The organism is Roseobacter sp. AzwK-3b (assembly GCF_000170875.1).
In the GTDB taxonomy this organism is placed as follows: domain Bacteria; phylum Pseudomonadota; class Alphaproteobacteria; order Rhodobacterales; family Rhodobacteraceae; genus Roseovarius; species Roseovarius litoreus.
In genome coordinates, this window is sequence record NZ_ABCR01000004.1 from 128,092 (window position 1) to 152,218 (window position 24,127).

A 24,127-nucleotide genomic window follows, 5' to 3' on the forward strand; every position below is an offset into this window, starting at 1 on the left:
GAGACCGCCATGAGCCACGATCACGACGATTTCGCATCAGAGCCCGTCAAGGGACTGCCCGAACGCCCCCCCGAGGGCGAGCATATCCTATGGCAGGGCAAACCCCACTGGTGGGCGCTGACACGCGATTCACTCAACCTTTACTGGGTGGCCGTCTATTTCGTGGTTCTGGCGGTCTGGCGCTATGTCACGCTGATGGATCAGGTGAGCGCAGCCAGCGCCTTCCGGGCCTCGTTTCCGTTCATCATCCTCGGCGGGATCGTGTGCGCGATCCTGCTGATCGTGGGCTACGTACAGGCCCGCGCCACCGTCTACACCATCACCAACCGCCGGGTCGCGATGCGCATCGGTGCGGCACTCACCGTCACGCTGAACCTGCCGTTCAGCCAAGTGCGCAACGCCGATCTGCGCCTGCATCGTGACGGCACCGGAACGATCGCACTGGACCTGATGGGCAACACGCGTCTAAGCTATCTTGTCTGCTGGCCGCATGTGCGCCCCTGGGTCATTCGCCGAACACAACCCGCGCTGCGCTGTATCCCCGACGCCGAGAAGATCGCCCATCTGCTGGCCGAAGCCGCCGAGGCCCGTGTCAGCACGCCAAAGGTCGAACGTCACAGCGCCGCTGCGACCGTCGCGGCCGAATAGTCAGACGAAAGGGACACCGCCATGACCCAGATCGACACCCACGGCCAACCGCGCCGGAACCCCCACGACAAGGAGCTGATCCCGCGCGTCATGACGCGCGCCATGCTGGCCCTTGTTCTGACCGTGCTTGCACTGGTTACCATTGCCCGGGTCACCGACCGCCCGCTGATCGCGACGCCCCCCGAGGGCGAGATCGTGGTCAGCCGCGAGGTGATCTTGGCGGGCGACATGGCCGGCTCGGCCACGGTTCACAATCTCGACGGCACGCTTGTTGCCGACCTGACGCCCGACCAGGGCGGTTTCATTTCGGGCGTCTGGCGCGTTGTTTTGCGCGAACGCACGAAGCATCGCGTGGCCCTTGACGGGCCCGTCGTCTTGATCCGGCGCGACAATGGCCGGGTCGAGATCCAGGATCCCAGCACGGGCTGGGGCGCCGATTTAATGGGATTCGGTGCAGATAACGCCAGGGCCTTCGCGCGGCTGCTGGCACAATAGGGAAAGGAGGCCAAGAATGGGATGGCTTACCAAGGAAATAGAGCACGCGCCGTGCACTGTGGAAATCAGTCATAAATTCGAGTCGCTGCACGCGCATGTGCGGTTCAACAACGGGGCCGTCATCTATCCGGGTGACGAGGTCAAGGTCCAGGGACCCGAGATCATGGCCCCCTTCGGCGAGATCGTATCCGAGGATCGCGACGCGATCATCTTCCGCGCCTCCAAGCTGGAACAGCTCTGGACACGGCTGACCGGCGATTTCGAAGTGATGGAGCTGTGCGAGTTCTCCTTCTCCGAGGAGGTGACGCTATGAACATGCAGCCCAAGCACTCCGCCGACGCCACCACCGTCGAGGAAGGTCTCGCCATTCAGGAAGAGCAGTCCAAGTTCGACAGCAAGGCCGCCACCGATGTGGCCATGCAGAACACCCTGCTCACCCCGCGCTTCTACACCACCGATTTCGACGAGCTCGACGCAATCGACGTCAGCTCGGTGCGCGAGGACTGGGATCACCTGATCGATCAGATGGAAAGCGACCCCAACAAGGGTCATTTCAAGAAGAACGAAGACTGGGATCACGTCGACTGGGACAATATGGAGCCCAAGCTGAAGAAGGAATTCATCGACTTCCTGATCTCCAGCTGCACCGCCGAATTCTCGGGCTGTGTGCTCTACAAGGAAATGAAGCGGCGCGGGTCCAATTCGGACATCACGCAGCTGTTCCAGCTGATGGCGCGCGATGAAGCGCGGCACGCGGGCTTCATCAATGATGCCCTTCGTGAAGCAGGTGTTGCGGTCAATCTCGGGTTTCTGACCCAGAAGAAGAAATACACCTATTTCCGGCCCAAGTTCATCTACTACGCCACCTACCTGTCGGAAAAGATCGGCTATGCCCGCTATATCACGATCTTCCGCCATCTCGAGGCGAACCCGCAGCATCGGTTCCATCCGATCTTCAAATGGTTCGAGGAGTGGTGCAACGACGAGTTCAGCCATGGCGAGGCCTTCGCCCTGTTGATGAAGACCGACCCGAAACTGACATCGGGCGTCAATGTGTGGTGGATCAAGTTCTTCCTCACCGCGGTCTACGCCACGATGTATGTGCGCGATCATCAGCGCCCGGCCTTCCACGAGGCGCTTGGCGTCGATCCCGACTGGTATGCCCACGAGGTCTTTACCAAGACCAGCGTGCTGACCAAGCAGATCTTCCCGATCACGCTGGATATCGAAAATCCGCGCTGGCAGGCCGGGTTGGTCAAGCTGCAAAAGGCGAATGCCGATCTGGCGCGCGCCAAGCAGGACAGCGGTCTGGGTGCCATGCTGCGGCAAGTGTCGGCGCAGGCGCGGGCGGCCACGGCATTTGCGGGGCTTTTCTTCATCCCCGCCAAGCGTCACCAGGTGCCCGCCAGCACCCGGATGGAGCCGGCCTACTGATGCGCGGCGCCTCGGCATATCACGCCACGTGGTGCGGGGGGGCAACCCTTCGCGCCGCGCGCGGCGTGCCGTGCCTCGGGCCGTGTTGTGGGGCGCGCACATGACAAGCCCTTGGATCGCCGCCCTGTTCGCGCTCTTCATCTGGTGGTTTTCCACCGGCGTGATCCTGATGGTGGTCCGTTACGCCGACCGCTCGGGTGGGCGCGCGCGGATCATCGCCACACTGGCCGGTCTGCCGATGCTGGTGGTCGGGATCTGGGGGTTCGAGGCGACATTGCCCTCCGAAACCCTGGCTGCAGCCTATTGGGCGTTTCTGGCCGCCTTGGCGATCTGGGGTTGGATCGAACTGGCTTTCCTGACCGGCGCGATCACCGGGCCGAACCTGCGGGTCTGCCCTGACGATCTGCCTGAATGGGAACGCTTCCTGCGCGCCTGGGGCACCATCGCCTATCATGAAACCCTGCTGACGGCGGTTGTGGTCATCATGTGGCTCTATGGCTACGGGGCCGAGAACACCTTCGGCCTGTGGACCTTCACGACGCTCTATTTCGCGCGCATTTCGGCCAAGCTGAACCTCTATTTCGGCGTGCCGCGGATCAATACCGAATTCCTGCCCGAAGCGCTTGGCCATCTGGCCAGCCATTTCCGGATTTCGCGGCTGAACTGGGTCTTTCCGATCTCGATCACCGCCCTGACATTCGCCGCTGCGTGCTGGCTGGAACGGCTTTACGACGCCACCACGCCCGGTGATATCGCGGGCTTTGCCCTGCTGACCGCCATCACCCTGCTCGCGCTGCTGGAACACTGGCTCATGGTGTTGCCGCTGCCCGATGCGAAACTCTGGCGCTGGATGCTTCCCGCTCCCAAGCCATCACAACACAAGACAAGACCGGAGGGACCTCATGGATTTTGACGCCATGTTCAACGCGCAGCTGGATGCGCTGAAAGAAGAAGGGAACTACCGCATCTTCGCGGAGCTCGAGCGCCGCTGCGGTGAATTCCCCAAGGCGATAAGCCATGATGACGAGGCCCCCGACGAAGTGACGGTGTGGTGTTCGAACGATTATCTCGGCATGGGCCAGCACCCGATCGTGCGGCAGGCCATGAAGGATGCGATCGACCAATGCGGCACCGGCGCAGGTGGCACGCGCAACATCTCGGGCACCAATCACCTGCATGTCAAACTGGAACGCGAACTGGCCGATCTGCACGGCAAGCAGGACGCGCTGCTGTTCACCTCGGGCTACGTGTCGAACTGGGCCGCGCTCTCGACGCTGGGCAGCCGTCTGCCCGACGCGGTGATCCTCAGCGACGAGCTGAACCACGCCTCGATGATCGAAGGCATCCGCCATTCGCGCGCCAGCAAGGTGATCTGGAAGCATAACGACCCCGAGGATCTGGACCGCAAGCTGTCGGCCCTGCCCGCCAATGCGCCCAAGATCGTGGCCTTCGAATCCGTCTATTCGATGGATGGCGATATCTGCCCGATGGCCGAAATCGTCGAGGTGGCCGAAAAGCACGGCGCGATGACTTATCTCGACGAGGTGCATGCCGTGGGCCTTTACGGCCCGCGCGGCGGCGGTGTCAGCGAAGAGCTGGGTCTGGCCGACCGCATCACCCTGATCGAGGGCACGCTCGGCAAGGCCTATGGCTGCATGGGCGGCTATGTGACCGGCTCGACCGCGATGTGCGATTTCATCCGCTCCTTTGCCAGCGGCTTCATCTTCACCACCGCCCTGCCCCCTGCGGTTGCCGCGGCGGCGACGGCGTCGATCGCGCATCTCAAGACATCGGAAATCGAACGCCAGCAACAGCGCGACCGCGTCGCGCGCCTGCGCGCGCAGCTGGATCGCCGGGGCATCCCGCATATCGACAATTCCAGCCATATCATCCCGGTGATGATTAAGGATCCGGTCAAATGCCGGATGCTGGCGGATATCCTGATGCGCGACTGGGGCATCTATGTGCAGCCGATCAATTACCCGACCGTGCCCAAGGGCACCGAACGGTTGCGCTTCACCCCCGGCCCCTTGCACAGCGACGCCGATATCGACCATCTGGTCGAGGCGCTGACAGTGCTCTGGAAGCAATGCGCGATTGCTCACGCCGTGGCATAATCCTGCCTTTTCCGGCAATCACACGGTTGACATCGGGCGCGTAAAGCTACCTGACTATGCCAGAGCAACCAAGGGAGGTTTCGGATGAAACTGAAATATGCAACGCTTCTGACCGCCGTGGCTCTGGCCGCGCCGGCATTCGCAGACGATCACGCCAGCGGCGACGCGGCGGCGGGCGAAAAGGCCTTCAACCAGTGCAAGGCCTGCCACATGATCACCGATGCCGACGGCAACAACATCGTCAGGGGCGGCCAGGTCGGCCCGAACCTTTACGGGATTGTCGGGCGCACCGCAGGGTCAGTCGAAGGCTTCCGCTATTCCGACCTGCTGATCGCGGCAGGCGAACAGGGTCTTGCGTGGGATGAGGCCAGCTTTGTCGGCTACGTCCAAGATCCGACCGACTGGCTCAAGGAGCATACCGGCGAAGATGGTCGCGGCAAAATGACCTTCAAGGTCCGCAAGGAAGAAGACGCCGTGAACGTCTGGGCCTACCTTGCATCGGTTGGCCCCAAAGGCGGCTCGTAAGTCTTACAGATTACACCCCGTTTGAAAGGCCGCGCAGGGCATCTCCCGCGCGGCCTTTTTCAGTGTCCGGCAGTCGCTTGAACGGCCCCTACTTGGCCAGGCTCAGCGGAACCACCCGTGCCGTGCGTTCGACCGCGGCCCGTGCCGTGGCCGCGATATCGGCGGCGGTCATCCCGGCATCGGCATACATATCGGCGGGGCTGGCCTGATCTATGAACCGGTCCGGCAGGCAGACATTGCGCATCGCAAGCCCGCGGTCGAACCCGCCTTCGCGCGCAAGTGCATGCATCACGATCGAGCCGAAGCCGCCCTCGGCCCCCTGCTCCACAGTGATCAGCGCGCGATGCTTTTCGGCCAGCTGCATCACCAGCTCGGTATCCAGCGGCTTGGCAAAGCGCGCATCGGCCAGCGTGACGCTCAGCCCCTCGCGCTCCAGCAGATCGACAGCCTCGATACATTCCGCCAGATGCGCGCCATAAGACAGGATCGCCACGTCCGTGCCCTCGCGCAGCACCCGGCCCTTGCCGATCTTGAGAACCTGGCCGCGCTCGGGGATCTCGACGCCCATGCCCGATCCGCGCGGATAGCGGAAGGCGATGGGGCCGGCATCATGCGCGGCGGCCGTGGCCACCATATGCTTCAATTCGGCCTCGTCAGCCGCCGCCATCACGGTGAATCCCGGCAGACTGGACAGATAACCGATGTCAAAGGCGCCCGCATGGGTCGCGCCATCCGCCCCCACCAGCCCCGCGCGATCAATCGCGAAGCGCACCGGCAAGCCCTGCAGGGCCACGTCATGCACAACCTGGTCATAGCCGCGCTGCAGGAAGGTGGAATAGATCGCGCAGAACGGCTTCAACCCGCTCGCTGCCATCCCGGCGGCGAAGGTCACCGCGTGCTGCTCGGCGATGCCCACGTCGAAGACGCGCGCAGGGAACCTCGCAGCCATCACGTCCAGCCCGGTACCCGAGGGCATCGCGGCGGTGACCGCCACGATATCGGGATCGCGCGCGGCCTCTTCGGTCAGAGATTGGCCGAAAATCGAGGTATAGGACGGAGTGCCGCCCGATGACTTGGTCTGCGTGCCGGTCGCCACATCGAATTTCGCCACGCCATGATACTTGTCGCTGCTGGTCTCGGCGGGGGCATAGCCCTTGCCCTTGACCGTGCAGCAATGGATCAGGACCGGCCCTGTGGCGCGGGTCCGCGCCGCGCGCAACACGGGCAAAAGCTGATCCATGTCATGCCCGTCAATCGGCCCGACATACTCAAAGCCCAGCTCCTCGAACAAGGTGCCTGACCCGGTCAGCCCGGTCACCAACTGGCGGGCGCGCTTGGCGCCCTCGCGCATCGGCGCGGGCATCGCCGCCTCGAAGCCTTCGGCCAGCGACGCCATGCGCGCCAGCGGCTCGTTGGCATAAAGCCGGCTGAGATAGGACGACATCGCCCCCACAGGCGGCGCAATGCTCATTTCATTGTCGTTCAGGATGACAAACAGCCGCCGTCCCTCGTGCCCGGCATTGTTCATCGCCTCATAGGCCATACCCGCACTGATCGACCCGTCGCCGATCACCGCAATCGCATCGCCCGTGGCCTGGCCCATGTCGCGCCCCACGGCAAAGCCAAGTGCGGCACTGATCGAGGTCGAGCTGTGCGCCGCCCCGAACGGATCATAGGGCGACTCGGATCTCTTGGTGAAGCCGCTTAGCCCGTCCTTCTGGCGCAGCGTGCGGATACGGTCCCGCCGTCCGGTCAGGATCTTGTGCGGATAACACTGATGGCCGACATCCCAGATCAGCTTGTCCATCGGGGTGCTGAACACCGCATGGATCGCCACCGTCAGTTCCACCACGCCAAGGCTCGATCCTAGATGGCCGCCGGTTTCCGACACGGCCGAGATCACCTCGGATCGCAACTCCTGGGCCAGCCGGGCAAGATCCCGATCCGGCATCTGGCGCAGGTCCGACGGACCTGCAACACGGTCGAGCAACGGTGTGTGTGGTTTTTCGCTGGGCATCGCGGCCCCCCTTTTCGGTGGCTCTGGCGTCGCCCGCGCAACGGGGTCGGGACGCAGGCGGCGCGATGAGAACGGAACGGCGCGCGGGATGGCGCGCCGTTCCCTGTTTCAGCTCAGTTGCCGTAATCCGGCACGCCCGTCGTGGCCAGTTCCGGCCAGTCCTTGATGACGTTCGTGCCCTGCAGCGGCTGCTGATAGCCCTTGTGGCAAGTCGCACAGGCCGCCTTCGGCGCATCGGCATGAACCGGCCCAAGGCGTTCGGGCGGATACTGATCCTCAAGCGGCACGAGATAGTCGTTGTTCATCTCTAGCACCATCTGGATGCCAAGGCTTTCGGTGGCCCATTGCGGGGTCACTTGCGCACCGTCATAGAAGGCGCGGCTGTTGTGGCAGAACACGCAGTTCACCCCGAGCGAGTTGCTGACATAGTTCATCAGCGAATAGGTCCGCTCGGCCTGCTGGATGCCCGGATAGCCATCCTCGCCCGGAATACCCGCGACGCGGCTTTCCAGATCGTGCACACCGATCATCTCGCCATCGAGCAGGTATTTCTCCAGCGCGTCCGAGGGCAACGAGGTGAACTGGCTTTGTGCCGTCACCCGGTTCTGATTGGCCGACCAGCCCGCCATCGTCTCGTTCACATCGCCCATCTTGAACCAGATGTCGCTGGGAACGTTCTCGCCGCGGTGGCAGGTCATGCAGGTTACGCCGACCTGTTTGTTGGCGTTGACGTGACCGTCCCATGCCTCGTTGATGTTCTGCGTCATCTGGATCATCCGGCGGGCGACGACCTTGGTGTAAAGGTTGTCCTCGCCGTAGGTCTCGATGTCGCCATCGCCGTGGCAATAGGCGCAGCCCTGCTCGGGCGAGACCCACCGGGTCATCGCCGCCATCAGCCGGTTGAAGTTGGCATCGGTCAGATCGCCCAGAACCTGAACGTTCTGGTAGATGTCCTTGGCCAGGGCTTCACCCGGTTCCGGCACGAAGGGCGGATCCTCGATCAGAAGCTCGATATCGGGATCGGGCTTCGCGAGATCGGCGGTGAATTCGGGGACGGACATCCCCGTGCCGCGCGGACCGGTCTGCATGCTGTCGGTTGCGAAGGGCTGCCCCCATGCGATCAGCATGGTGGCGGCAAAGACTGCCCCGCCCACCGTGCCGATGATGATCGCCGGACGGAAGACGTCCGTGGGATTGTCCCGGTTCCATTTGTCAAACCATTTGGGAAACATCGCTCAGTCCTCCTGCCCGATGAAGGCTTCATAAGACCCGTAGTTCTCGTAGCCGTAAGAACCATCATACATCGGCGCGAAGTTGTGCTCCTGAGCCCAGATGAACCAGTTGTCGACAACCGTGCCTGTCAGCAAGATCCCGATACCGCCGGTGATTGGCGTCAGTACCGCGAACCACCAGGCCCAGCGGTGAATACCCTCCATCGTGGCATTGAACCCCATGGTCCAGCGCCAGAACAGGGCCGCACGCTCGCTCGCCGTGCCGCGGTCATAGATCTGCTCCAGCTCGCGGTCGCCGCCGAAGCGGGTCACGGCAAGGATCGTCGCGCCGTGCATCGCGAACAGCAGGACCGAGCCATACAGGAACACAATCGAGAGACAGTGGAACGGGTTGTAGTAAAGATTGCCGTAGCGGATCGAGAACGCCGTGGTCCAGTCGAGATGCGGGAAGATGCCGTAAGGCACTGCCTCGGACCATGACCCCATCAGGATCGGACGGAACAGCCCCAGCACCAGGAACAGCCAGATCGCAGAGCCGAAGGCCCAGGCGATGTGCTTGCCCATCTTGTGCTGCTGCGCCAGCAGATACGAGCGCAGCCACCATGTCATGACACTGACCAGCAGGAAGAAGCTCGAGATGATGTACCAGCCCCCGTCATTGAGCGGCGGCATCGACAGGCCATGTTCGGGGCCCGGCGGTTCAAGCGCCAGCCAGAAACCCTGCCGCAGGAACTCGGGGATCGACCAGCCGACCTGCGCCAGCATGTTCAGACCCACGATATTGAACCACAGGACACCGGTCAGCAGGCTGATCATCCCGGTCCAGCCCAGATAGACGGGACCGATCTGTGCGTTGCCCATCCAGCCCACAAGGGTGCTGAAGAACGGCTTGCCGATCCGCTCCTCGGCCATGTTGTTTTCGTTGTCCATGCCCCATTCGGGCGGGCCCTGGACCTGAACTTGCGTGAATATGTTCTGATATTCGGGCATTGGTTACATCCCCACCTGAGAGGGCCAGATCGGCAGCTCAAGCCACCAGTTCCACCACTCGGGCCAGCCCTTGGTCCAAAGCGGTCCGCTGATGATGATGCAGACCGCCGACCAGAACCCGGCATTGAGCGCCAGCAGCAAACCGACGCGGTGAATCCCCAGCGTACCCACCGAGTAACCGATGAAATCGCGGAAGAACGTATCCTCGTGATCGGGCGATTTGGCCTCTTCGCCCTTCTCGGGATTGGCCGCCGACAGGATCAGGCCGCCATGCAGCGCCAGCGCCAGCGTGGTGGTGAAGAAGAACGTCACCGCCAGCATATGCGCCGGATTGTAATGGAAGTGCAGATAGGCGTAGCCGGTGTTCGACACCCAATCGAGGTGGCTGAAGATGCCATAGGGGAAGCCATGCCCCCATGCGCCCATCAGCAAGGGACGGAACACCACCAGTGTGGCATAGGCGAAGATCGCGACACTGAAGGCGAAGGGCACATGATAGCCCATGCCCAGTTTGCGGCAGATCTCGACCTCTCTTAGCGCCCAGCTGATGAAGGCGCCAAGCGCGCAGATCGTGATGATCTGCCACAGACCGCCCTCCATGAGCGGTGCCAGCCCCAGACCGTATTTCAGGTCGGGCGGCGCGATGTTGATCAGCCAGGGATTGAAGGTGCCCTGATGGGCAGCGCCCCAGAATATAAGGATGGTCCCCAGTGCGGCGAAGAACGCCGTCGTGACACCGAAGAAGCCGACATAGAAAGGTCCGACCCAGAAGTCGAACAGATCGCCGCCGATCAGCGTCCCTCCGCGGACCCGGTATTTTCGTTCGAAACTGAGCACAGCCATTTTCGCAGCCTCCGCATATGGCGACTCGCGGGGCCCTCTGGCCCGGAGCCAACCGGATCTAAACTTGGTCTTGGTGGCCGCGGGCGGGACAGGCCCCGCCCGCAGCGCTGTCTTGCATCAGCTGATCAGCCGCCGTACTTGGCAGCGGCGATTTCAAACCAGTTGAAACCGTCGGTGCTCAGAAGCACGAGGTGGATCATCGCTGCGAGCAGAAACAGGAACGCGCCCTGCGCCACGAAAACGCGGCGGGGGTCGAAGATGAGCCAGATCTTGTAGAATTTAGCCATTTCTATACCCCTTCCTTAGAACCACGGAAACCAGATGAAGGTCGCGATGTGTGCGACCACTGCAATCAGCGCGAACAGCCAAAGGCCGCTCATGTAGACTGAATGCAGCTCCTGGGCCTGCTCGTCTGTGAGACCTGTGAAGGACAGGTCGGATTTATCAGCCATGAACTTTCCTCCGGAACGTTATGCTGACGCCGCGAACCCCGCGGCCGGGTGCCTTCGGGGCCTTCACGGTCCCTCAGGTTTCTGTCCGCCCTTTCGGACAGGCAGCTTGGATCTCGGATCACCGAGCACGCTTGGGTGCTCAGGCCGAGAATATGAATGGCGTCGTGCGATCCGCTTCGGACCATGCACGGGCCAGCGGGCCGCGCAGGTTCAACGTGCGGAGCGCACCGACATCGCGCAGATAACTGATCGTTGCGAAAGGCAGCGCCACGATGAAGATCGTCGCGAAATAGACCTTGAATTCCAGACTGCGGCGACGGCCGTGATGGTTGCGCTGCGGCGGGTTGGATGTCATGTCGGTCATGATGTCAGTCCTCCTTGTGAACTGGCTGTGCCTGGCGCCCCTCGGGCGACAGGGCTTGCACGGTTTCCAGGACCACGCGCTCGGCGCCTTGCCGCAGGGCGGCTTCCTCGGCGGCGTCGCGCAGGGTCTTAGCTGCGGAAATTCGGGTCAGAACCGGATGGCCGGCGACGATCCGGTCGAGTTCGCGTTGCGCGTCCTCGTCCCAGGGGAAGTCGCGGCGCAGCGGCGTCGGCGTGGCGGCGGTGGCGTCCATCTCGGAGCCGAGCGGCAGGATGTGGAACAGCGCATCGAACAACCCGTTGCACACTTCCTGCAAGAGATACGTAGCCCCCGCATAGCCCATCATCGGTGTTCCCGTGGCCCTTCGGATCGCGGCACCGGGAAAGCTGGCGGGGATGAAGGCCGGTTTCGGCCCATGCCCGCCCTGAAGCTCGGCGAGATACATTTTCTCGTTGATCGACCCCATCAGGATCAGCGGACGTGCCTGCCCGATCAGCGCGCGCACTTCCTCGTTGTTGGTCTTGGTCCCGGCGCTGCGCGACACCGCGAAGGCGCACGGCAGTCCAAGATCGCCCTCAAGGTAATTGCGGATACCTCGGGCATAGGTCTCGTTGGCGACGATGCCGAAACTGGCCGTGGCAAAGAAATCCTGCGTGACGCTGCGCCACAGATCCCACACAGGCTTGATCGTCGAATGCTTTTCGCGGGCGATGAACGGCTCAGGGTCCAGCCCCAGAAGATCGCCCAGCTTGCGCAGGAATTTCGTCGTGCTCTCGACCCCGATGGGCGCCTGCAGATAGGGCTTTTCCAGCACCTCGCACAGGCCCCGGCCAAACTCGCGATACATGCAGATGTTCACATCCGCGTTCACCAGATCGCGCATCTCGGCCAGATGCGCGCCAAGCGGCATCACCATGTTGACCTCGGCGCCGATCCCCTCGACCAGACGACGGATCTCGTGCAGGTCGCTCGGCATGTTGAACGTGCCATACATCGGCCCAAGGATGTTGACGCGCGGCGCGGCGCCATCCTCGCGGGCCTTCTCGCGGGGCATCCTGCCCTTGGTCATTCCGAATTCGGTGAACAGCCATGTCATCGCGCGGTCACCGGCTTGCCACTGGTCCTCGTCGATGGTGCGCGGCAGGAAACGCTGGATATTGGTGCCCATCGGCGTCACGCCACCGCCGATCATCTCGGCGATCGAGCCGGTGACGACCACGGCGGGAAGTGCCGGATCAAGCGTGCCCCAGGCGCGCTTCATCGCACCTTCGGTGCCGTCGCGGCCCAATTCCTCTTCGCCAAGCCCCGTCACCACGATCGGCAACTCATGGGGCGGCAGCGCATCGGTGTAATGCAGCACCGAGGTCACGGGCAGGTTCTCGCAGCCCACGGGACCGTCGATGACCACCTGCAGACCCTTGATGGCGCAGAAGGCATAGATCGCCCCCCAATAGCCGCCAGCCCGGTCATGATCCTGGATCAGCATGGCGCACCGCCTGTCTGACGGTGAGTCGCACCGACGCAATACCGACGTGATACCGACGTGATACCGAAGCGGATATTTTGCCCCCGGACACCCATCAGATCATCTCCTGCGCCTTGGCGGCGCGGCGCTGTTTTTCCAGTTTCTTGAGGTTCAGGGCGCGATAATCCTCGCGGATATTCGGATCGCTCTCCCAGACACCGGCGGTATCGCCCGTGCCCACACCCTCGAAGAATTCGCGCATATGTTCCATGCGCGCCTTGCCTGCCATGGCGGCATTGACCACCTCGGCCAGACTGCCTGCCCCTGCAGGTCCCATCAGCGGTCGCGCCGAGATGAGGTTCGTGAAGTAAAGCGCTGGAATCGCAAGCTCTTTGGCCTTTTGCACAACCGGTGTCGTGCCGATGGCCAGATCGGGTTTCAGCCCTTCCATCGCCGCACAATCATCTTCCAGCGAAGCGCGGAATTTCACCGTCACACCGCGCGCGCGCAGCCATTCGGCATCCGCTTCCGACCACGGGGTTTTCGGGCAGGCGGTGCCCACATAAGGCACGTCCGCACCGCTCTCGATCAGCAGACGGGCAACCAAAAGTTCGCTGCCTTCATATCCGCTTAACGTGATCGTGCCATTGATCGGCGCAGCACTCAGCGCGCCCTTGATCGCCGGCAAAAACGCATTCTGCGCCTGCGCCACCTTGTCGGCGGACAAACCGAACGCGTCACCGATCCCCGCCAGCCAGGCGGCGGTGCCGTCATGACCTACGGGCGCGCTGCCCACGATGGGGCGGCCTGCGGCCTGAAACTCGCGGATGGCGGCGGTATAGAACGGATGGATCGCCGCGACCGCGCCGCAATCCAGCGCGGCATAAAGCTCGCGCCATTCGCGGCATGGCACAACCGGCCCTGCCGCAAGCCCCATGGGCGCCAGCATCTGGCCGATCATCACCGGATCGACCGGGAACATCTCGCCCAAAAGGGCCACACTTGGCCTGTCGGACACACCGCCCGCGGGCTTGGGCACCGGGCCGGCCTGAATTTCCTTGCGCGCATAATTCAGCATCGCGCCGGCCAGCACGTCCTTGGCCTCGGCATGGGTCGGAATTCCGAACCCCGGCACATCAATGCCGACGATCCGTACCCCGTTGATTTCACTCGGCAAAAGCCGCAGCGGAACACCGCTGGCGGTTGGTACGCACAGATTGGTCACAACCACCGCATCGAAGCGGTCGGGATCGGCCAGCTCGTGTACGCTGTCGCGGATATCCTCGAAAAGCTTGCCCGTCACCAGACTTTCGGAATTGAACGGCACATAGCCGACGGACCGCCGCGCACCGTAGAAATGGCTCACGAAGGTCAGACCGTAAACGCAGCAAGCCGAGCCGGACAGCACCGTGGCCACCCGCTTCATGCGCAGGCCAACCCGCAGCGAGCCAAAGGCTGGGCACATGCTTTGCGGCTTGTCATGCGGACCTTGTGGATAGTCCTTGGCATACTGGTCCAGCAATTCGGATTGGCCAGCCATGCGGGCGGCCTTTTCCATCTCGGCGCCGGAATGGCAGCCAAGCCCCGGATCGCCCTGAAGTTCAGGTGTAGGGTCTCCGGACTTGCCCTCGATCACCTGCGCATTGGCGGCGTCGTCATATGTGACTTCTTCGCTCATGCGGTCCCCCGATGTTCCTCGTGCTGGTCAGACGTGCGAATATCCTCGATCAAGCGACGGATCTGGTCGGGGCGGGCCCTGGCCAGCATCTCGCGGACGTCGTTCAGGCGGCGGTCACAGGACTGATCATGCTTCGTCATAGATCACCTCCAGGCTCTCGCGCGTGACGGCGTATTTGCCGCGCATGTCCTCGTCGGTCGCGGGCTCCAGCGTAACACCCGCTCCGGTATCCGAGCCGTCGAACAGCGCCAGAAGCCCGTCCTGATCAAGCGGTGCAGGCCGCACCGGCGGCGCCAGAGACACCGCCTCGGCCAGCTCGGCAAACAGCGCGCCCCATTGGCTTTGGGCCGTGCCGACAATCTGGTAATTGGCGGATTTCTTGCGCAGATCGTCATCCTGCGGAATGGCCGCCAGCACGGGGATATCCACCGCCTTGGCAAAAGCCTGCGCCTCGCCCGAGCCATCGTCCTTGTTGATCACCAGACCGGCGATCCCGACATTGCCACCCATCTTGCGGAAATACTCGACCGCCGAGCAGACATTGTTGGCCACATACAGCGATTGCAGATCGTTCGATCCCACAAGGATCACCTTCTGGGCCATGTCCCTTGCGATCGGCAGGCCGAAGCCGCCACAGACCACGTCGCCCAGGAAATCAAGCAGGACATAATCGAAGTCCCAATCGTGAAAGCCCAGCTTTTCAAGAAGTTCGAAGCCGTGGATGATCCCACGACCCCCACAGCCACGGCCCACTTCCGGCCCACCAAGCTCCATCGCGAAGACACCGCCGCGCTTGAAACAGACATCGCCGATCTGCACCTGCTCGCCGGCGAGGTTCTTCTTGGTCGATGTCTCGATGATCGTGGGGCAAGCCTTGCCCCCGAACAAAAGCGAGGTCGTATCGGATTTGGGGTCGCAGCCGATCAACAGGACGCGCTTGCCCTGTTCGGCCATCATGTGACTGAGATTGGCCAGCGTGAAGGATTTGCCAATCCCGCCCTTGCCATAAATCGCGATGATCTGGGTTTTCGAGGTCGGCTCCCCATGCGGAATCTCAAGCGTCGGCTCCTCAGCCGCCTCATCCCGCAGGCGTTTGTCGAAATCCTTCAGATTCGGTACATCGTCCTTCACGCGGCGTCCTCCCAATCAAGTATCATTTTCAAGCATCCGCTGTCTTCGAATGCCGTCCTGTAGGCGTCGGGCGCTTGCAGCGCCGAGGCGCGATGCGTGATCAGCCCCTCCAGCGACAGCGCGCCGCTATTCACCAATGCGGCGGTCGCGGTCAGATCCTCGCGCGCCCACTCCGCTGCGACGCGGAACCGCGCCTCTTTCATGAAAGCGGGCGGAAAGGCGAAACTCAGCGCATCGGGATAAAACCCGGCCAGAACGATCTCACCGCCCTTGCGGATGCGGCCCACCAGATCGTTGAGAATGGTCGAATTGCCCGAGGCATCGTAAATCGCGCCATAGTCACGGCGCGTGTCGTCTTCGGGGGCGATCACCTGGTATCCCGTGGCGCCCGTGCGCCGGTCGGCCTGCGTTTCCCAGACGGTGGGTGCGGGCGCACCGGCAGCGATGGTCAGCCGTGCAAGCAAGCGCCCCAGCACACCATGCCCCACGATCAGATCGGGCACAGCCTTGTCGAGCCCCGCCATCGCATGGCGCGCCGTGGCCGCCAAGGCCAGAAGCGCGCCTTCGGCCCCGAGGGCCGGATCGATTCGCGTGACGCGGTCGGCCTTCGTCACCAGACGCGCCGAGGCGCCACCAAAAAGACCGAACGCTCCGTTAAAACAATCTGCACCGGGAACAAATACATGATCCCCAGGCTTGAAACCGGTGCCGGGGGCGGCCTCAACCACCTCGCCCGCCGCTTCATAGCCGGGAACAAGCGGATAACCCATACCCGGAAAGGGCGGCATCCGGCCTGACCAGAACAGCTTTTCGGTGCCGGTGGAGATTCCGGAATGCGCGATGTCAACGACCAGATCCCCGGCTCCCGGCGCCTTGAGCGCGAGAGTGTCCAAGTGAAGATCCTCTGGACCGTTCAAAAAGACAGCGCGGGCCTCCATTAACATCTCCTTGTTTCCTTGGGCCCCCTGCCGGTCGACAGACTCAGCGCGGATTGCAGGCCTACTTGTAAGTTTAAAGACACACACCATAGTGTCAAGTTTAGTTTACATATTAGGAGAGATTGTTTGCAAAAGCCTTACAGCGGCTTACTGCAACTCAAGGCGCTGGTCACAAAGGGGCGTGGCGCCTTGGCCACGCGCACGGCCTCGAAACCCGCCGCCTCACACAGCTCCGCGATCCTCGCAGCCGAGCGGGTTCGCCCGGTGCCCATCGCCATTGTGTAGAAGGCGAAATAGACATCGCAGATCGGATCGGGCCTTGCGCCGCCCGACATCGGCTCGGATATGATCAGCCTCCCGCCGGGCGGGAGCGCGGCATGCACCTTGGCCAAAAGATCAGCCACGGTTGCGTCATCATGATCATAGAGCACCCGGATCAGGGACATCGCATCCGCCCCGGTCTGCAGAGGACCGTCACGAAACGAGCCCGCACAGCAGATCACGCGCCCATCGAGCCCGGCCGATCCAAGACGCTTTCGCGCATCCGGGATCACCTCGGGCAGATCGAACACGCTCAGTGCGATTCGCGGATACCGCCGCGCCACATGCGACACGAACACCCCCGAGCCGCCGCCCACATCCATCAGACGGCTGACACCGCGCAGCGAGATCATCCGCAACGTGTCCTGCGCCACCAGCTCCTGTGACTGCGCCATCAGATCGGAATAGCGCAGCGCGTCTTCGGGCGGGATATCGCCCTTTGCGCCAAACACATAAGGCCAGAACTGCGCCAGACCCGTCTCGCCCTCGCCGCGCAGCAAGGCCACGGGATCGGCCATGTCCTGATAAAAAACGTGGTGATGCCGGATCATCGCCTCAAGGCCCGGCACACCGATCAAGGCAGCCCCCTTGCGTGACAGCCTGAAGCGGCCATCGCCACGGCGCTTCATCAGCCCCATGGCGGCACCGGCCTGTAAAAGGATCTCCATCCGCTCGGGCGCGATGCCCGCACCTTGCGCCAACTCGACAGGATAGGCGTCACGCTCCATCAGCCACGGCAACACCCGCAACTCGACCAGCGCCCCCAGAACCTGGGAACGCACAAAACCCTGAACAATCTCGAAAATCTCAGCCCCGTCGCGCCGTGCAAGCCCGCGACTGAAGGGCAGTCTTGCGGCAAGGCTCTGGATATCGGGGCGGGCGATCAGCCGGTTCAGCCAACGCGACAGATCGAAACTGCCGCGCGCCGGAGGGTCTTGCGCCGCCACGGTGTTCAGGCCCGGCCTGCCGTCGCCGGCACATTGGGCACGATACGTTCTGCCGTCCTGCGAACCATGCGAGCCAAATCCGCCTCGCCCGGACAGGACGGAATCGATGCGATCGCGCCCGCCAAAATATCCGACAAACGCTTGCTGGCCCCGTCAACGCCCAGCTTGGCAACCGCATTGGGCCGGCCATGCAGCGCATCCTGACCGACAGGCTTGCCAAGCGTGGTCTCGTCCAGCAGCGCATCGCGCAGATCGTCCGCCACCTGGAACGCCTCGCCGATCAAGGCGCCGAGATCGCGCCAGTTATCGGGATCATGGCCCGCCGCGATGGCTCCCATCTCCGTGGCCGCGATGAACAGCGCGCCGGTCTTCGATCGGTGATACGCCGCCAGATCGACCTCGGGCTCGCTTTCCCAACCCTGCCCCGCGCAGATCCCACCGGGCATTCCGGTGCGCTCCGCAAGCGAGGTCATCAGCCGCGCCGCGCGCGCCGGATCGGTGATCGCCTGCCGCGCCAATACCTCGAAGGCCAGCACGATCAGACTGTCGCCCGCCAGCACCGCCAGAGGCTCGGAAAAAGCGCGATGCACCGAAGGCTTTCCGCGCCGAATATCGGCATCGTCGAAACAGGGAAGATCGTCATGCACAAGCGACGCGCAATGGATCAACTCAAGCGCACTGGCCGCCGCGTCGGACACATCGGGCCGGTCGTCTCCGCAGGCCATCGCCACCGACAACAGGATCGTTGGACGTATCCGCGCGCCGCCGGGCGCCGTGGCATAATCCAATGCCGCGCTCAATTGCCTTGGGGCCCTTCCGGCCCGCGCCCTGGCAATGGCGCAGGAGATAGCCGCTTCGATCCGCTCGCTCAGTGGCATCGAGGCCTCCTTTTTGCGACCTGTCCACAAAATTAGGACAGGCAATGTGTAAATCATACTGGACAGTTTGCGTTGCCGAGTCAACAATCAACCCATGACAGCAAACGCATCGGGCATAACCGCCAAAGATCGCATGGTCGTCGTCGGCGCCGGCATTGCCGGCCTCGCTGCTGCTGCGCGTCTGGCTCACGAGGGCCTGCCCGTCCTTCTGCTGGACAGGCAGCCCGCCCCCGGCGGCAAGATGCGCTGCCTGGACAGTCCCGCAGGCCCGGTGGATACCGGACCGACGGTGCTGACAATGCGCGCCGTCTTCGACGAGCTTTTCGCGGAAATGGGCGAGCGTCTCGACGATCACGTGACCCTCGTTCCTCAGCGCATTCTGGCCCGGCATTTCTGGCCCGATGGCAGCCGGCTGGACCTGTTCGACACGGAAACCGAAAGTGCCGAGGCGATCGACGCCTTCGCCGGAGCCAACGCCGCGCGGCAGTTCCGCGCCTTTTCGGCCCGGGCGCGAACCCTCTTTCAAGGATTTGAGCACCCCGTGATGCGTGCCGCCGCCCCGTCGCTGCCGGGGCTTGCCGCGCATGTCATGCGCAATCCACATCTGATTCGCCCGATGGCGCCGCTATCGACGCTGGCGGGTCTTCTGCACAGCACGTTCGACGATCCGCGCCTTGCGCAACTCTTCGGGCGCTACGCCACCTATGTCGGCGGCTCGCCCTACAGGGTGCCGGGCCTTCTGGCGCTGATCTGGCAGGCCGAGGCAGCAGGGGTCTGGGTTGTTCAGGGCGGCATGCATCGCCTGGCGCGGGCGCTCTGCGATCTGGCGCAGGCACGCGGCGCCGAAACCCGGTTTGACACACATGTGGAACGGATCGAGCGGCAGGGCGGGCGCGCGAGCGCCGTGATCCTGACCGATGGCACCCGCATCGCGACAAGCACCGTCATATTCAACGGCGATCCTCGCGCTTTGACCACCGGCGCGCTTGGTCCCGGTTGCGATGCCGCAGCACCCCAGACACTGCGGGCCGGTCGCAGCCTTTCGGCCGAGGTCTGGGCCTTTGCCGCCACGCCGGAAGGCCCCGAGCTTGCCCATCACAACGTCTTTTTCAGCGACGACCCCAAGCCCGAATTCGACGCGCTCGAGCAAGGCCGCCTGCACCCCGATCCGACGCTCTATATCTGCGCACAAGATCGGGGGCTGCCCGGTCCCCTGCCCGCGCCCGAACGGTTTGAGATTATCGCCAATGCACCGCCGCTTGACCCGGCCAAACCCCGCCATGAGGAGTTCGACACATGCCGGACACGCACATTCCAGACGCTGGTCCGTTTCGGACTGAGCTTCGATCCGATCCCGGGACCAGAGGCCCTGACAACGCCGCAGGGCTTCGACCGGCTGTTTCCAGCCTCGCTCGGATCCCTTTACGGGCAGAGCCCGCATGGCATGACAGCGGCCTTTCAGCGCCCCACGGCGCGCAGCCCGATACCGGGACTGTATCTGGCGGGGGGCGGAACGCATCCGGGGGCGGGCGTCCCGATGGCGACCCTCTCAGGCCGGCACGCGGCCGCGGCGATCTTGAGCGACCGAACTTCAACCTCGACGTCCCTTCCAACGGCTACGCTTGGTGGTATATCGACGGAATCAGCGACGACGGCACCCGCGCCCTCAGCGTCATCGCGTTCATAGGGTCGGTCTTTTCGCCCTGGTATGCATGGTCAGGCCGCCGCTCGCCGGACAATAATGTATGCATCAATGTCGCGACCTACGGACCCGGCGGGCGCTTCACCATGACCGACCGTGGCCGCGCCGCGCTTCGCCAGACCGAAACCGAGTTTACCGTCGGACCCTCGTCACTGCGCTGGCAGGGCGACGCTTTGGTGATTGATATCAATGAAATTTCGTCACCGCCGATGATCTCGCGGGTGCGGGGCCAGATCAGGGTCATCCCCTCGGCACTCACCTCGGTGGAAATGCCGCTGACACCGGATGGCGCCCATATCTGGCGGCCCTTCGCGCCGACATGTGACATCGAGGTAGATCTCGACGCGCCGGGCTGGACATGGACGGGGCATGGCTATTTCGATGCCAATTTCGGCACCCGCGCGCTTGAGCAGGATTTCAGCCACTGGACATGGGGCCGCTATCCGACCGGCGGCGGAAGTACCTGTTTCTATGATGCAAAGCGCCTCGATGGCAGCGAGTTGGGGGTCGGGATCCGGTTCGATGCCGCAGGCCGCGCCGAAGCGATCGACAGCCCTCCGCCCAAGACCGCGTTCCGCCGAAGCCTCTGGGCGGTGGCGCGCGACACGCGGGCCGATCCGGGCTACCAGCCGCAACAGGTCAAGGCGATGCTGGATGCGCCGTTCTATTGCCGCTCGGCGGTGCGCACCTGCATCGATGGCAAGGAAACAGTGGGCGTGCATGAAGCCCTGGACCTCACCCGGTTCCGATCACCGCTGCTCAAGCCGATGCTTGCAGTGCGGGTGCCGCGGCGTCCGGGTTGGCGGTTCAGCGACTGAAGAGGCCCGGCTCAGGCCTCTTCGCGCGCAGGTTCCGCATCGGGGTTGAGGCGCAGCACCGAAAAGTTCAGCGCGCCCGCCACCGACACCCAGCACAGATAGGGCACGAACAGCGCCCCCGCGATCCAGTCCACCTGCCACAGGGCCACCATGGTGGCAGCCACAGCCGCCCACAGCGCGCTCAGCACGATCAACCCGAGTTTCATCCGCCGCAGCCCGAAAAAGACCGGCGTCCAGAGACCGTTCAAGGCGATCTGCAGCGACCACAGAGCCATCGCAAGCCCGTTATCGGGACTGACGGCGACCCGTGCACCGGCCCCCGCCATGCACAGATAGAGCACCGTCCACGCCACAGGGAACAGCCAATTGGGTGGCGTCCAGCTTGGCTTTTGCAGCGCGTCATACCATTTGCCCGGCGGGAAAAGCCCACCGGTCGAGCCTGCCGCGAAGCACGCGGCAAGGAAAATTCCGAAATAAAGCCAGATCATGCGGTCTCTCTAACCTGCGCACCCGTCCGGGGCAACGCCATACGGCGCTCCTTGTCCTTTGACTTAAGCTCAGCCAGAGTTTCGTAAAGCGTCTCGCTCCAATCGGTCGCAGGTTTGGCATCCGCCGCCGCTTCGACCAGAAACACCGTTTCCGGCAAGGGCCGCGCGTAGATCAAGGGCGATCCCGGCATAACGACCGAGCCGCCCGCCTGCAGGATCGACAGACCAAGCCAGCCCATCTTCTGCCACCCCCCCGTGCGTGCACGGCGCGAAACCGAATCGTGCCCTGCCGCACGCACCTGTCCGCCGATCCCGGCATAGATATGCCGCGCGGCGAAAATACCCGGACGGCACGCCAGGGGCAGCGCGGCGATCCCTGCCCCCCCGCGCACATACAGATCATCCGCCTCACGCAGCAGGCGCCGGACCATGCTGGCCATCTCGGGACAGGGGCGCGGCGATTCCAGAAAGGCCTCGGGCGCCAGGCCCTCCTGCTCCATCCATTCGGTCGGCATGTAAAGCCGGCCCTCGCGAGCATCTTCGCCCACGTCACGGGCAATATTCGTCAGCTGCATCGCAACGCCCAGATCGCAGGCCCGGGCCAGCGCATCGCGATCCCGCACGCGCATCAACACGCACATCATCACACCAACCGCCGACGCCACCCGCGCCGAATAGGCGCGCAGTTCCGACAGGCTGGCATAGCGCCGGCCACCGGCATCCCAAGCAAGCCCCTCCAACAGCGCCTCGGGCAAGGCGCGCGGCATGTCGAAATCCTCGATCACGGCGGTAAAGGCGCGATCCGCAGGCGCATTGCGCGGCCGACCCGCATAGGCCTTGTCCAGCCGCTCATGCAGCGACAGGACCGCATCCGCCTTGGCATCGTGCAAATCCACCGCATCATCGGCCAGCCGGCAAAACGCATAAAGCGCTAATGCCGGATCACGCAGAGAGCGCGGCAACAGCCGGGACGCCGCATGGAAAGACAAAGACCCATGCCGGATCGCCTCGACGCAATGTTCCATGTCGCGCGGATCGATCATGACGGCATCATCGTTTGCGGATCGGGCACCAGTTGATCCAGCACCTCGGCGCTGGAAATAACGCCCGGAAGGCCTGCGCCGGGATGCGTCCCCGCCCCCACGAGGTAAAGGCCCTTGGCCTCTTCGCTCACATTATGCGGGCGGAACCATGCGCTTTGCAGAATGCGCGGCTCGATCGAAAAGCCGGTCCCATAGGGGCTGAGATATCTGTCTCGAAACGTTTCGGGAGTGAACACGCAAGACGCTGACAGATGATCGCCCAGACCTGGCAAAAGCTGCTCTTCAAGCACCTTTTGGACCTTCAAACGATAGGTTTCTTCCATGTCGGACCAGTCGACGGGATTGGCATGGCCCAGATGCGGCACAGGACTGAGCGCGTAGAACGTATCGCCGCCCTCCGGTGCCACACCGGGATCGGTCACGCTGGGTCTGTGGACATAAAGGCTCATGTCATCGGCCAGAACGCCCTTGCGAAATATGTCGCGCACCAGACCCTTATAACGTGGACCGCTCAGGATCGTGTGATGGCCCGCATCGGGCCACATCTCTGACGTGCCTGTGGTGCCGAAATACCAAACGAATAGCCCCATGGACCATCTCGAGCGTTTCAGCCGCGCCGGCGTCCAGCGGCGCTTGCGGTGATTGCGCAGCAGATGGTCATAGGTGTGGCCCGCATCGGCGTTCGACACCACGATATCGGCAGTCACGATCTCGCCACCAGTCAGGCGCACGCCCCGCGCGCGCCCCGCCTTGAGCAGGATCTCATCGACTTCGGCATTCTGGCGCATGATGCCGCCCTGATCCTCGATCACCCGCACCATGGCCCGGGCAATCGCATCGACGCCGCCCATGGCGTAATGCACACCAAAGGCCTTTTCCAGATGACTGACCAGCGCATACATCGACGTGACATTGAACGGATCGCCACCGATGAACAGCGGGTGGAACGACAGCGCCATGCGCAGGCGCTCATCCTTGACGCGCATCGCGGCATGGGCGGCGACCGAGCGATCGGCGCGCAACATCGCAAAGGTCGGCAGCACCTTAATCAGATCCCACAGCTTGTGCATCGAGCGCCGGCCCAGATCCTCGAACCCGACCCAGTAGCGCCGCTCGCTGTCAGCAAGGAACTTCTCGTAGCCCTTTAGATCGCCGGGCGACAGCCGCGCCACCTCGGCCTTCATCGCGGCATCATCCTGGCGTGCGGTGAAATGGCTGCCATCGGGCCAGCGAATTTCATAGAAAGGATCCAGCGCGCGCAGATCGACATCGGCGTCAAAGTCCCGCCCGCAGGCCTGCCACAACTCGCGGAACACCTGCGGTACCGTGACGATCGTCGGCCCCAGATCGAAGCGATGGCCGTTCTGGGTGATCGACGAGCCGCGCCCACCGGGCGAATCGAGCCTGTCGAGTACCGTGACGCGATATCCTTTCGCCCCCAACCTCATGGCAGAAGCCAGCCCGCCAAGGCCCGCCCCGATGATGATGGCATGGGGCTTCATGGCCCCGGCCACCTGCTTGCTCAGCTCAGGATCAACGCGTGTCAACATATGACAAGACTACACGTGTCTAGTTTAGTTGACAATCTCAACGTGCAGCCC

26 protein-coding genes are annotated in these 24,127 nt (G+C 63.4%); 9 read left to right on the top strand and 17 right to left on the bottom strand.

The window, feature by feature from the left end:
* Positions 1-9: 9 nt before the first annotated feature.
* The 7 genes from puhB to RAZWK3B_RS08755 all read left to right on the top strand — a co-directional run bounded on the left by puhB (position 10) and on the right by RAZWK3B_RS08755 (position 5,219).
* Entirely contained in the window at positions 10-648 is a 639-nt protein-coding gene (gene puhB / locus RAZWK3B_RS08725) for a photosynthetic complex putative assembly protein PuhB (protein WP_007814221.1), read from the top strand.
* Positions 649-669: 21 nt separating this feature from the next.
* Entirely contained in the window at positions 670-1,143 is a 474-nt protein-coding gene (gene puhC / locus RAZWK3B_RS08730) for a photosynthetic complex assembly protein PuhC (protein WP_007814223.1), read from the top strand.
* A gap of 16 nt (positions 1,144-1,159) precedes the next feature.
* Positions 1,160-1,456: an O2-dependent cyclase accessory protein gene (locus RAZWK3B_RS08735; protein WP_007814225.1), complete on the top strand. Its 297-nt coding sequence runs from the start codon at positions 1,160-1,162 to the stop codon at positions 1,454-1,456.
* Positions 1,453-2,577: a magnesium-protoporphyrin IX monomethyl ester (oxidative) cyclase gene (gene acsF / locus RAZWK3B_RS08740; RefSeq protein WP_007814227.1), complete on the top strand. Its 1,125-nt coding sequence runs from the start codon at positions 1,453-1,455 to the stop codon at positions 2,575-2,577. The genes RAZWK3B_RS08735 and acsF overlap by 4 nt, the downstream gene beginning before the upstream one ends.
* Positions 2,578-2,677: 100 nt before the next feature.
* Positions 2,678-3,490, top strand: coding sequence for a putative photosynthetic complex assembly protein PuhE (gene puhE / locus RAZWK3B_RS08745; RefSeq protein WP_007814229.1), 813 nt, complete (start codon positions 2,678-2,680; stop codon positions 3,488-3,490).
* Complete coding sequence (gene hemA, locus RAZWK3B_RS08750; protein ID WP_007814231.1) at positions 3,480-4,694, top strand: 5-aminolevulinate synthase; 1,215 nt, start codon at positions 3,480-3,482, stop codon at positions 4,692-4,694. The genes puhE and hemA overlap by 11 nt, the downstream gene beginning before the upstream one ends.
* Positions 4,695-4,778: 84 nt before the next feature.
* Positions 4,779-5,219, top strand: coding sequence for a c-type cytochrome (locus RAZWK3B_RS08755; RefSeq protein ID WP_007814233.1), 441 nt, complete (start codon positions 4,779-4,781; stop codon positions 5,217-5,219).
* A gap of 88 nt (positions 5,220-5,307) precedes the next feature.
* Here the strand turns inward: RAZWK3B_RS08755 and dxs are convergent, their stop codons facing one another.
* The 14 genes from dxs to RAZWK3B_RS08820 form a co-directional block, all read right to left on the bottom strand.
* Positions 5,308-7,236 carry a 1-deoxy-D-xylulose-5-phosphate synthase gene (gene dxs, locus RAZWK3B_RS08760; RefSeq protein ID WP_007814235.1) on the bottom strand — a complete coding sequence of 643 codons (1,929 nt, stop codon included), beginning with the start codon at positions 7,234-7,236 and terminating at the stop codon, positions 5,308-5,310.
* A gap of 113 nt (positions 7,237-7,349) precedes the next feature.
* Positions 7,350-8,468, bottom strand: coding sequence for a photosynthetic reaction center cytochrome PufC (gene pufC / locus RAZWK3B_RS08765; RefSeq protein WP_007814237.1), 1,119 nt, complete (start codon positions 8,466-8,468; stop codon positions 7,350-7,352).
* Positions 8,469-8,471: 3 nt separating this feature from the next.
* Positions 8,472-9,458 carry a photosynthetic reaction center subunit M gene (gene pufM, locus RAZWK3B_RS08770; RefSeq protein ID WP_007814239.1) on the bottom strand — a complete coding sequence of 329 codons (987 nt, stop codon included), beginning with the start codon at positions 9,456-9,458 and terminating at the stop codon, positions 8,472-8,474.
* A 3-nt stretch (positions 9,459-9,461) separates the two neighbouring features.
* On the bottom strand, positions 9,462-10,301 hold the full coding sequence (pufL, locus tag RAZWK3B_RS08775) for a photosynthetic reaction center subunit L (protein ID WP_007814241.1): 840 nt from the start codon (positions 10,299-10,301) through the stop codon (positions 9,462-9,464).
* A 125-nt stretch (positions 10,302-10,426) separates the two neighbouring features.
* Complete coding sequence (gene pufA / locus RAZWK3B_RS08780; RefSeq protein WP_007814242.1) at positions 10,427-10,588, bottom strand: light-harvesting antenna LH1, alpha subunit; 162 nt, start codon at positions 10,586-10,588, stop codon at positions 10,427-10,429.
* A gap of 15 nt (positions 10,589-10,603) precedes the next feature.
* Entirely contained in the window at positions 10,604-10,753 is a 150-nt protein-coding gene (gene pufB / locus RAZWK3B_RS08785; protein WP_007814244.1) for a light-harvesting antenna LH1, beta subunit, read from the bottom strand.
* A gap of 139 nt (positions 10,754-10,892) precedes the next feature.
* Positions 10,893-11,117 (bottom strand): cytochrome PufQ, encoded by a 225-nt coding sequence (gene pufQ, locus RAZWK3B_RS08790; RefSeq protein ID WP_007814245.1) that lies wholly within the window; start codon positions 11,115-11,117, stop codon positions 10,893-10,895.
* Positions 11,118-11,121: 4 nt separating this feature from the next.
* Complete coding sequence (gene bchZ, locus RAZWK3B_RS08795) at positions 11,122-12,603, bottom strand: chlorophyllide a reductase subunit Z (protein ID WP_007814247.1); 1,482 nt, start codon at positions 12,601-12,603, stop codon at positions 11,122-11,124.
* Between the two features lie 94 nt (positions 12,604-12,697).
* Entirely contained in the window at positions 12,698-14,260 is a 1,563-nt protein-coding gene (gene bchY, locus RAZWK3B_RS08800; protein WP_007814249.1) for a chlorophyllide a reductase subunit Y, read from the bottom strand.
* Positions 14,257-14,400, bottom strand: a complete 144-nt coding sequence (locus tag RAZWK3B_RS21155; protein ID WP_007814250.1) for a hypothetical protein — start codon at positions 14,398-14,400, stop codon at positions 14,257-14,259. The genes bchY and RAZWK3B_RS21155 overlap by 4 nt, the downstream gene beginning before the upstream one ends.
* Positions 14,387-15,391 carry a chlorophyllide a reductase iron protein subunit X gene (locus RAZWK3B_RS08805; protein ID WP_007814253.1) on the bottom strand — a complete coding sequence of 335 codons (1,005 nt, stop codon included), beginning with the start codon at positions 15,389-15,391 and terminating at the stop codon, positions 14,387-14,389. The genes RAZWK3B_RS21155 and RAZWK3B_RS08805 overlap by 14 nt, the downstream gene beginning before the upstream one ends.
* Complete coding sequence (gene bchC / locus RAZWK3B_RS08810; protein WP_007814255.1) at positions 15,388-16,329, bottom strand: chlorophyll synthesis pathway protein BchC; 942 nt, start codon at positions 16,327-16,329, stop codon at positions 15,388-15,390. The genes RAZWK3B_RS08805 and bchC overlap by 4 nt, the downstream gene beginning before the upstream one ends.
* Positions 16,330-16,466: 137 nt before the next feature.
* Positions 16,467-17,597 (bottom strand): methyltransferase, encoded by a 1,131-nt coding sequence (locus tag RAZWK3B_RS08815; RefSeq protein ID WP_007814257.1) that lies wholly within the window; start codon positions 17,595-17,597, stop codon positions 16,467-16,469.
* A gap of 5 nt (positions 17,598-17,602) precedes the next feature.
* Entirely contained in the window at positions 17,603-18,475 is an 873-nt protein-coding gene (locus RAZWK3B_RS08820; RefSeq protein ID WP_083799075.1) for a polyprenyl synthetase family protein, read from the bottom strand.
* 94 nt (positions 18,476-18,569) lie between these two features.
* Between RAZWK3B_RS08820 and crtD the strand changes: the two genes are divergently transcribed.
* On the top strand, positions 18,570-20,162 hold the full coding sequence (gene crtD / locus RAZWK3B_RS08825; protein ID WP_007814260.1) for a 1-hydroxycarotenoid 3,4-desaturase CrtD: 1,593 nt from the start codon (positions 18,570-18,572) through the stop codon (positions 20,160-20,162).
* Entirely contained in the window at positions 20,159-20,995 is an 837-nt protein-coding gene (gene crtC, locus RAZWK3B_RS08830; RefSeq protein WP_502685147.1) for a carotenoid 1,2-hydratase, read from the top strand. The genes crtD and crtC overlap by 4 nt, the downstream gene beginning before the upstream one ends.
* Before the next feature lie 11 nt (positions 20,996-21,006).
* On the opposite strand, the gene tspO is transcribed toward crtC, so the two are convergent.
* Genes tspO through RAZWK3B_RS08845 form a run of 3 tightly spaced genes read right to left on the bottom strand, consistent with a single transcriptional unit; the run spans position 21,007 to position 24,076 of the window.
* On the bottom strand, positions 21,007-21,483 hold the full coding sequence (tspO, locus tag RAZWK3B_RS08835) for a tryptophan-rich sensory protein TspO (RefSeq protein ID WP_007814264.1): 477 nt from the start codon (positions 21,481-21,483) through the stop codon (positions 21,007-21,009).
* Positions 21,480-22,526 (bottom strand): 15-cis-phytoene synthase, encoded by a 1,047-nt coding sequence (crtB, locus tag RAZWK3B_RS08840; RefSeq protein ID WP_007814267.1) that lies wholly within the window; start codon positions 22,524-22,526, stop codon positions 21,480-21,482. Before crtB ends, tspO begins: the two co-directional genes overlap by 4 nt.
* Complete coding sequence (locus tag RAZWK3B_RS08845; RefSeq protein ID WP_007814268.1) at positions 22,523-24,076, bottom strand: phytoene desaturase; 1,554 nt, start codon at positions 24,074-24,076, stop codon at positions 22,523-22,525. The genes crtB and RAZWK3B_RS08845 overlap by 4 nt, the downstream gene beginning before the upstream one ends.
* Positions 24,077-24,127: the final 51 nt, after the last annotated feature.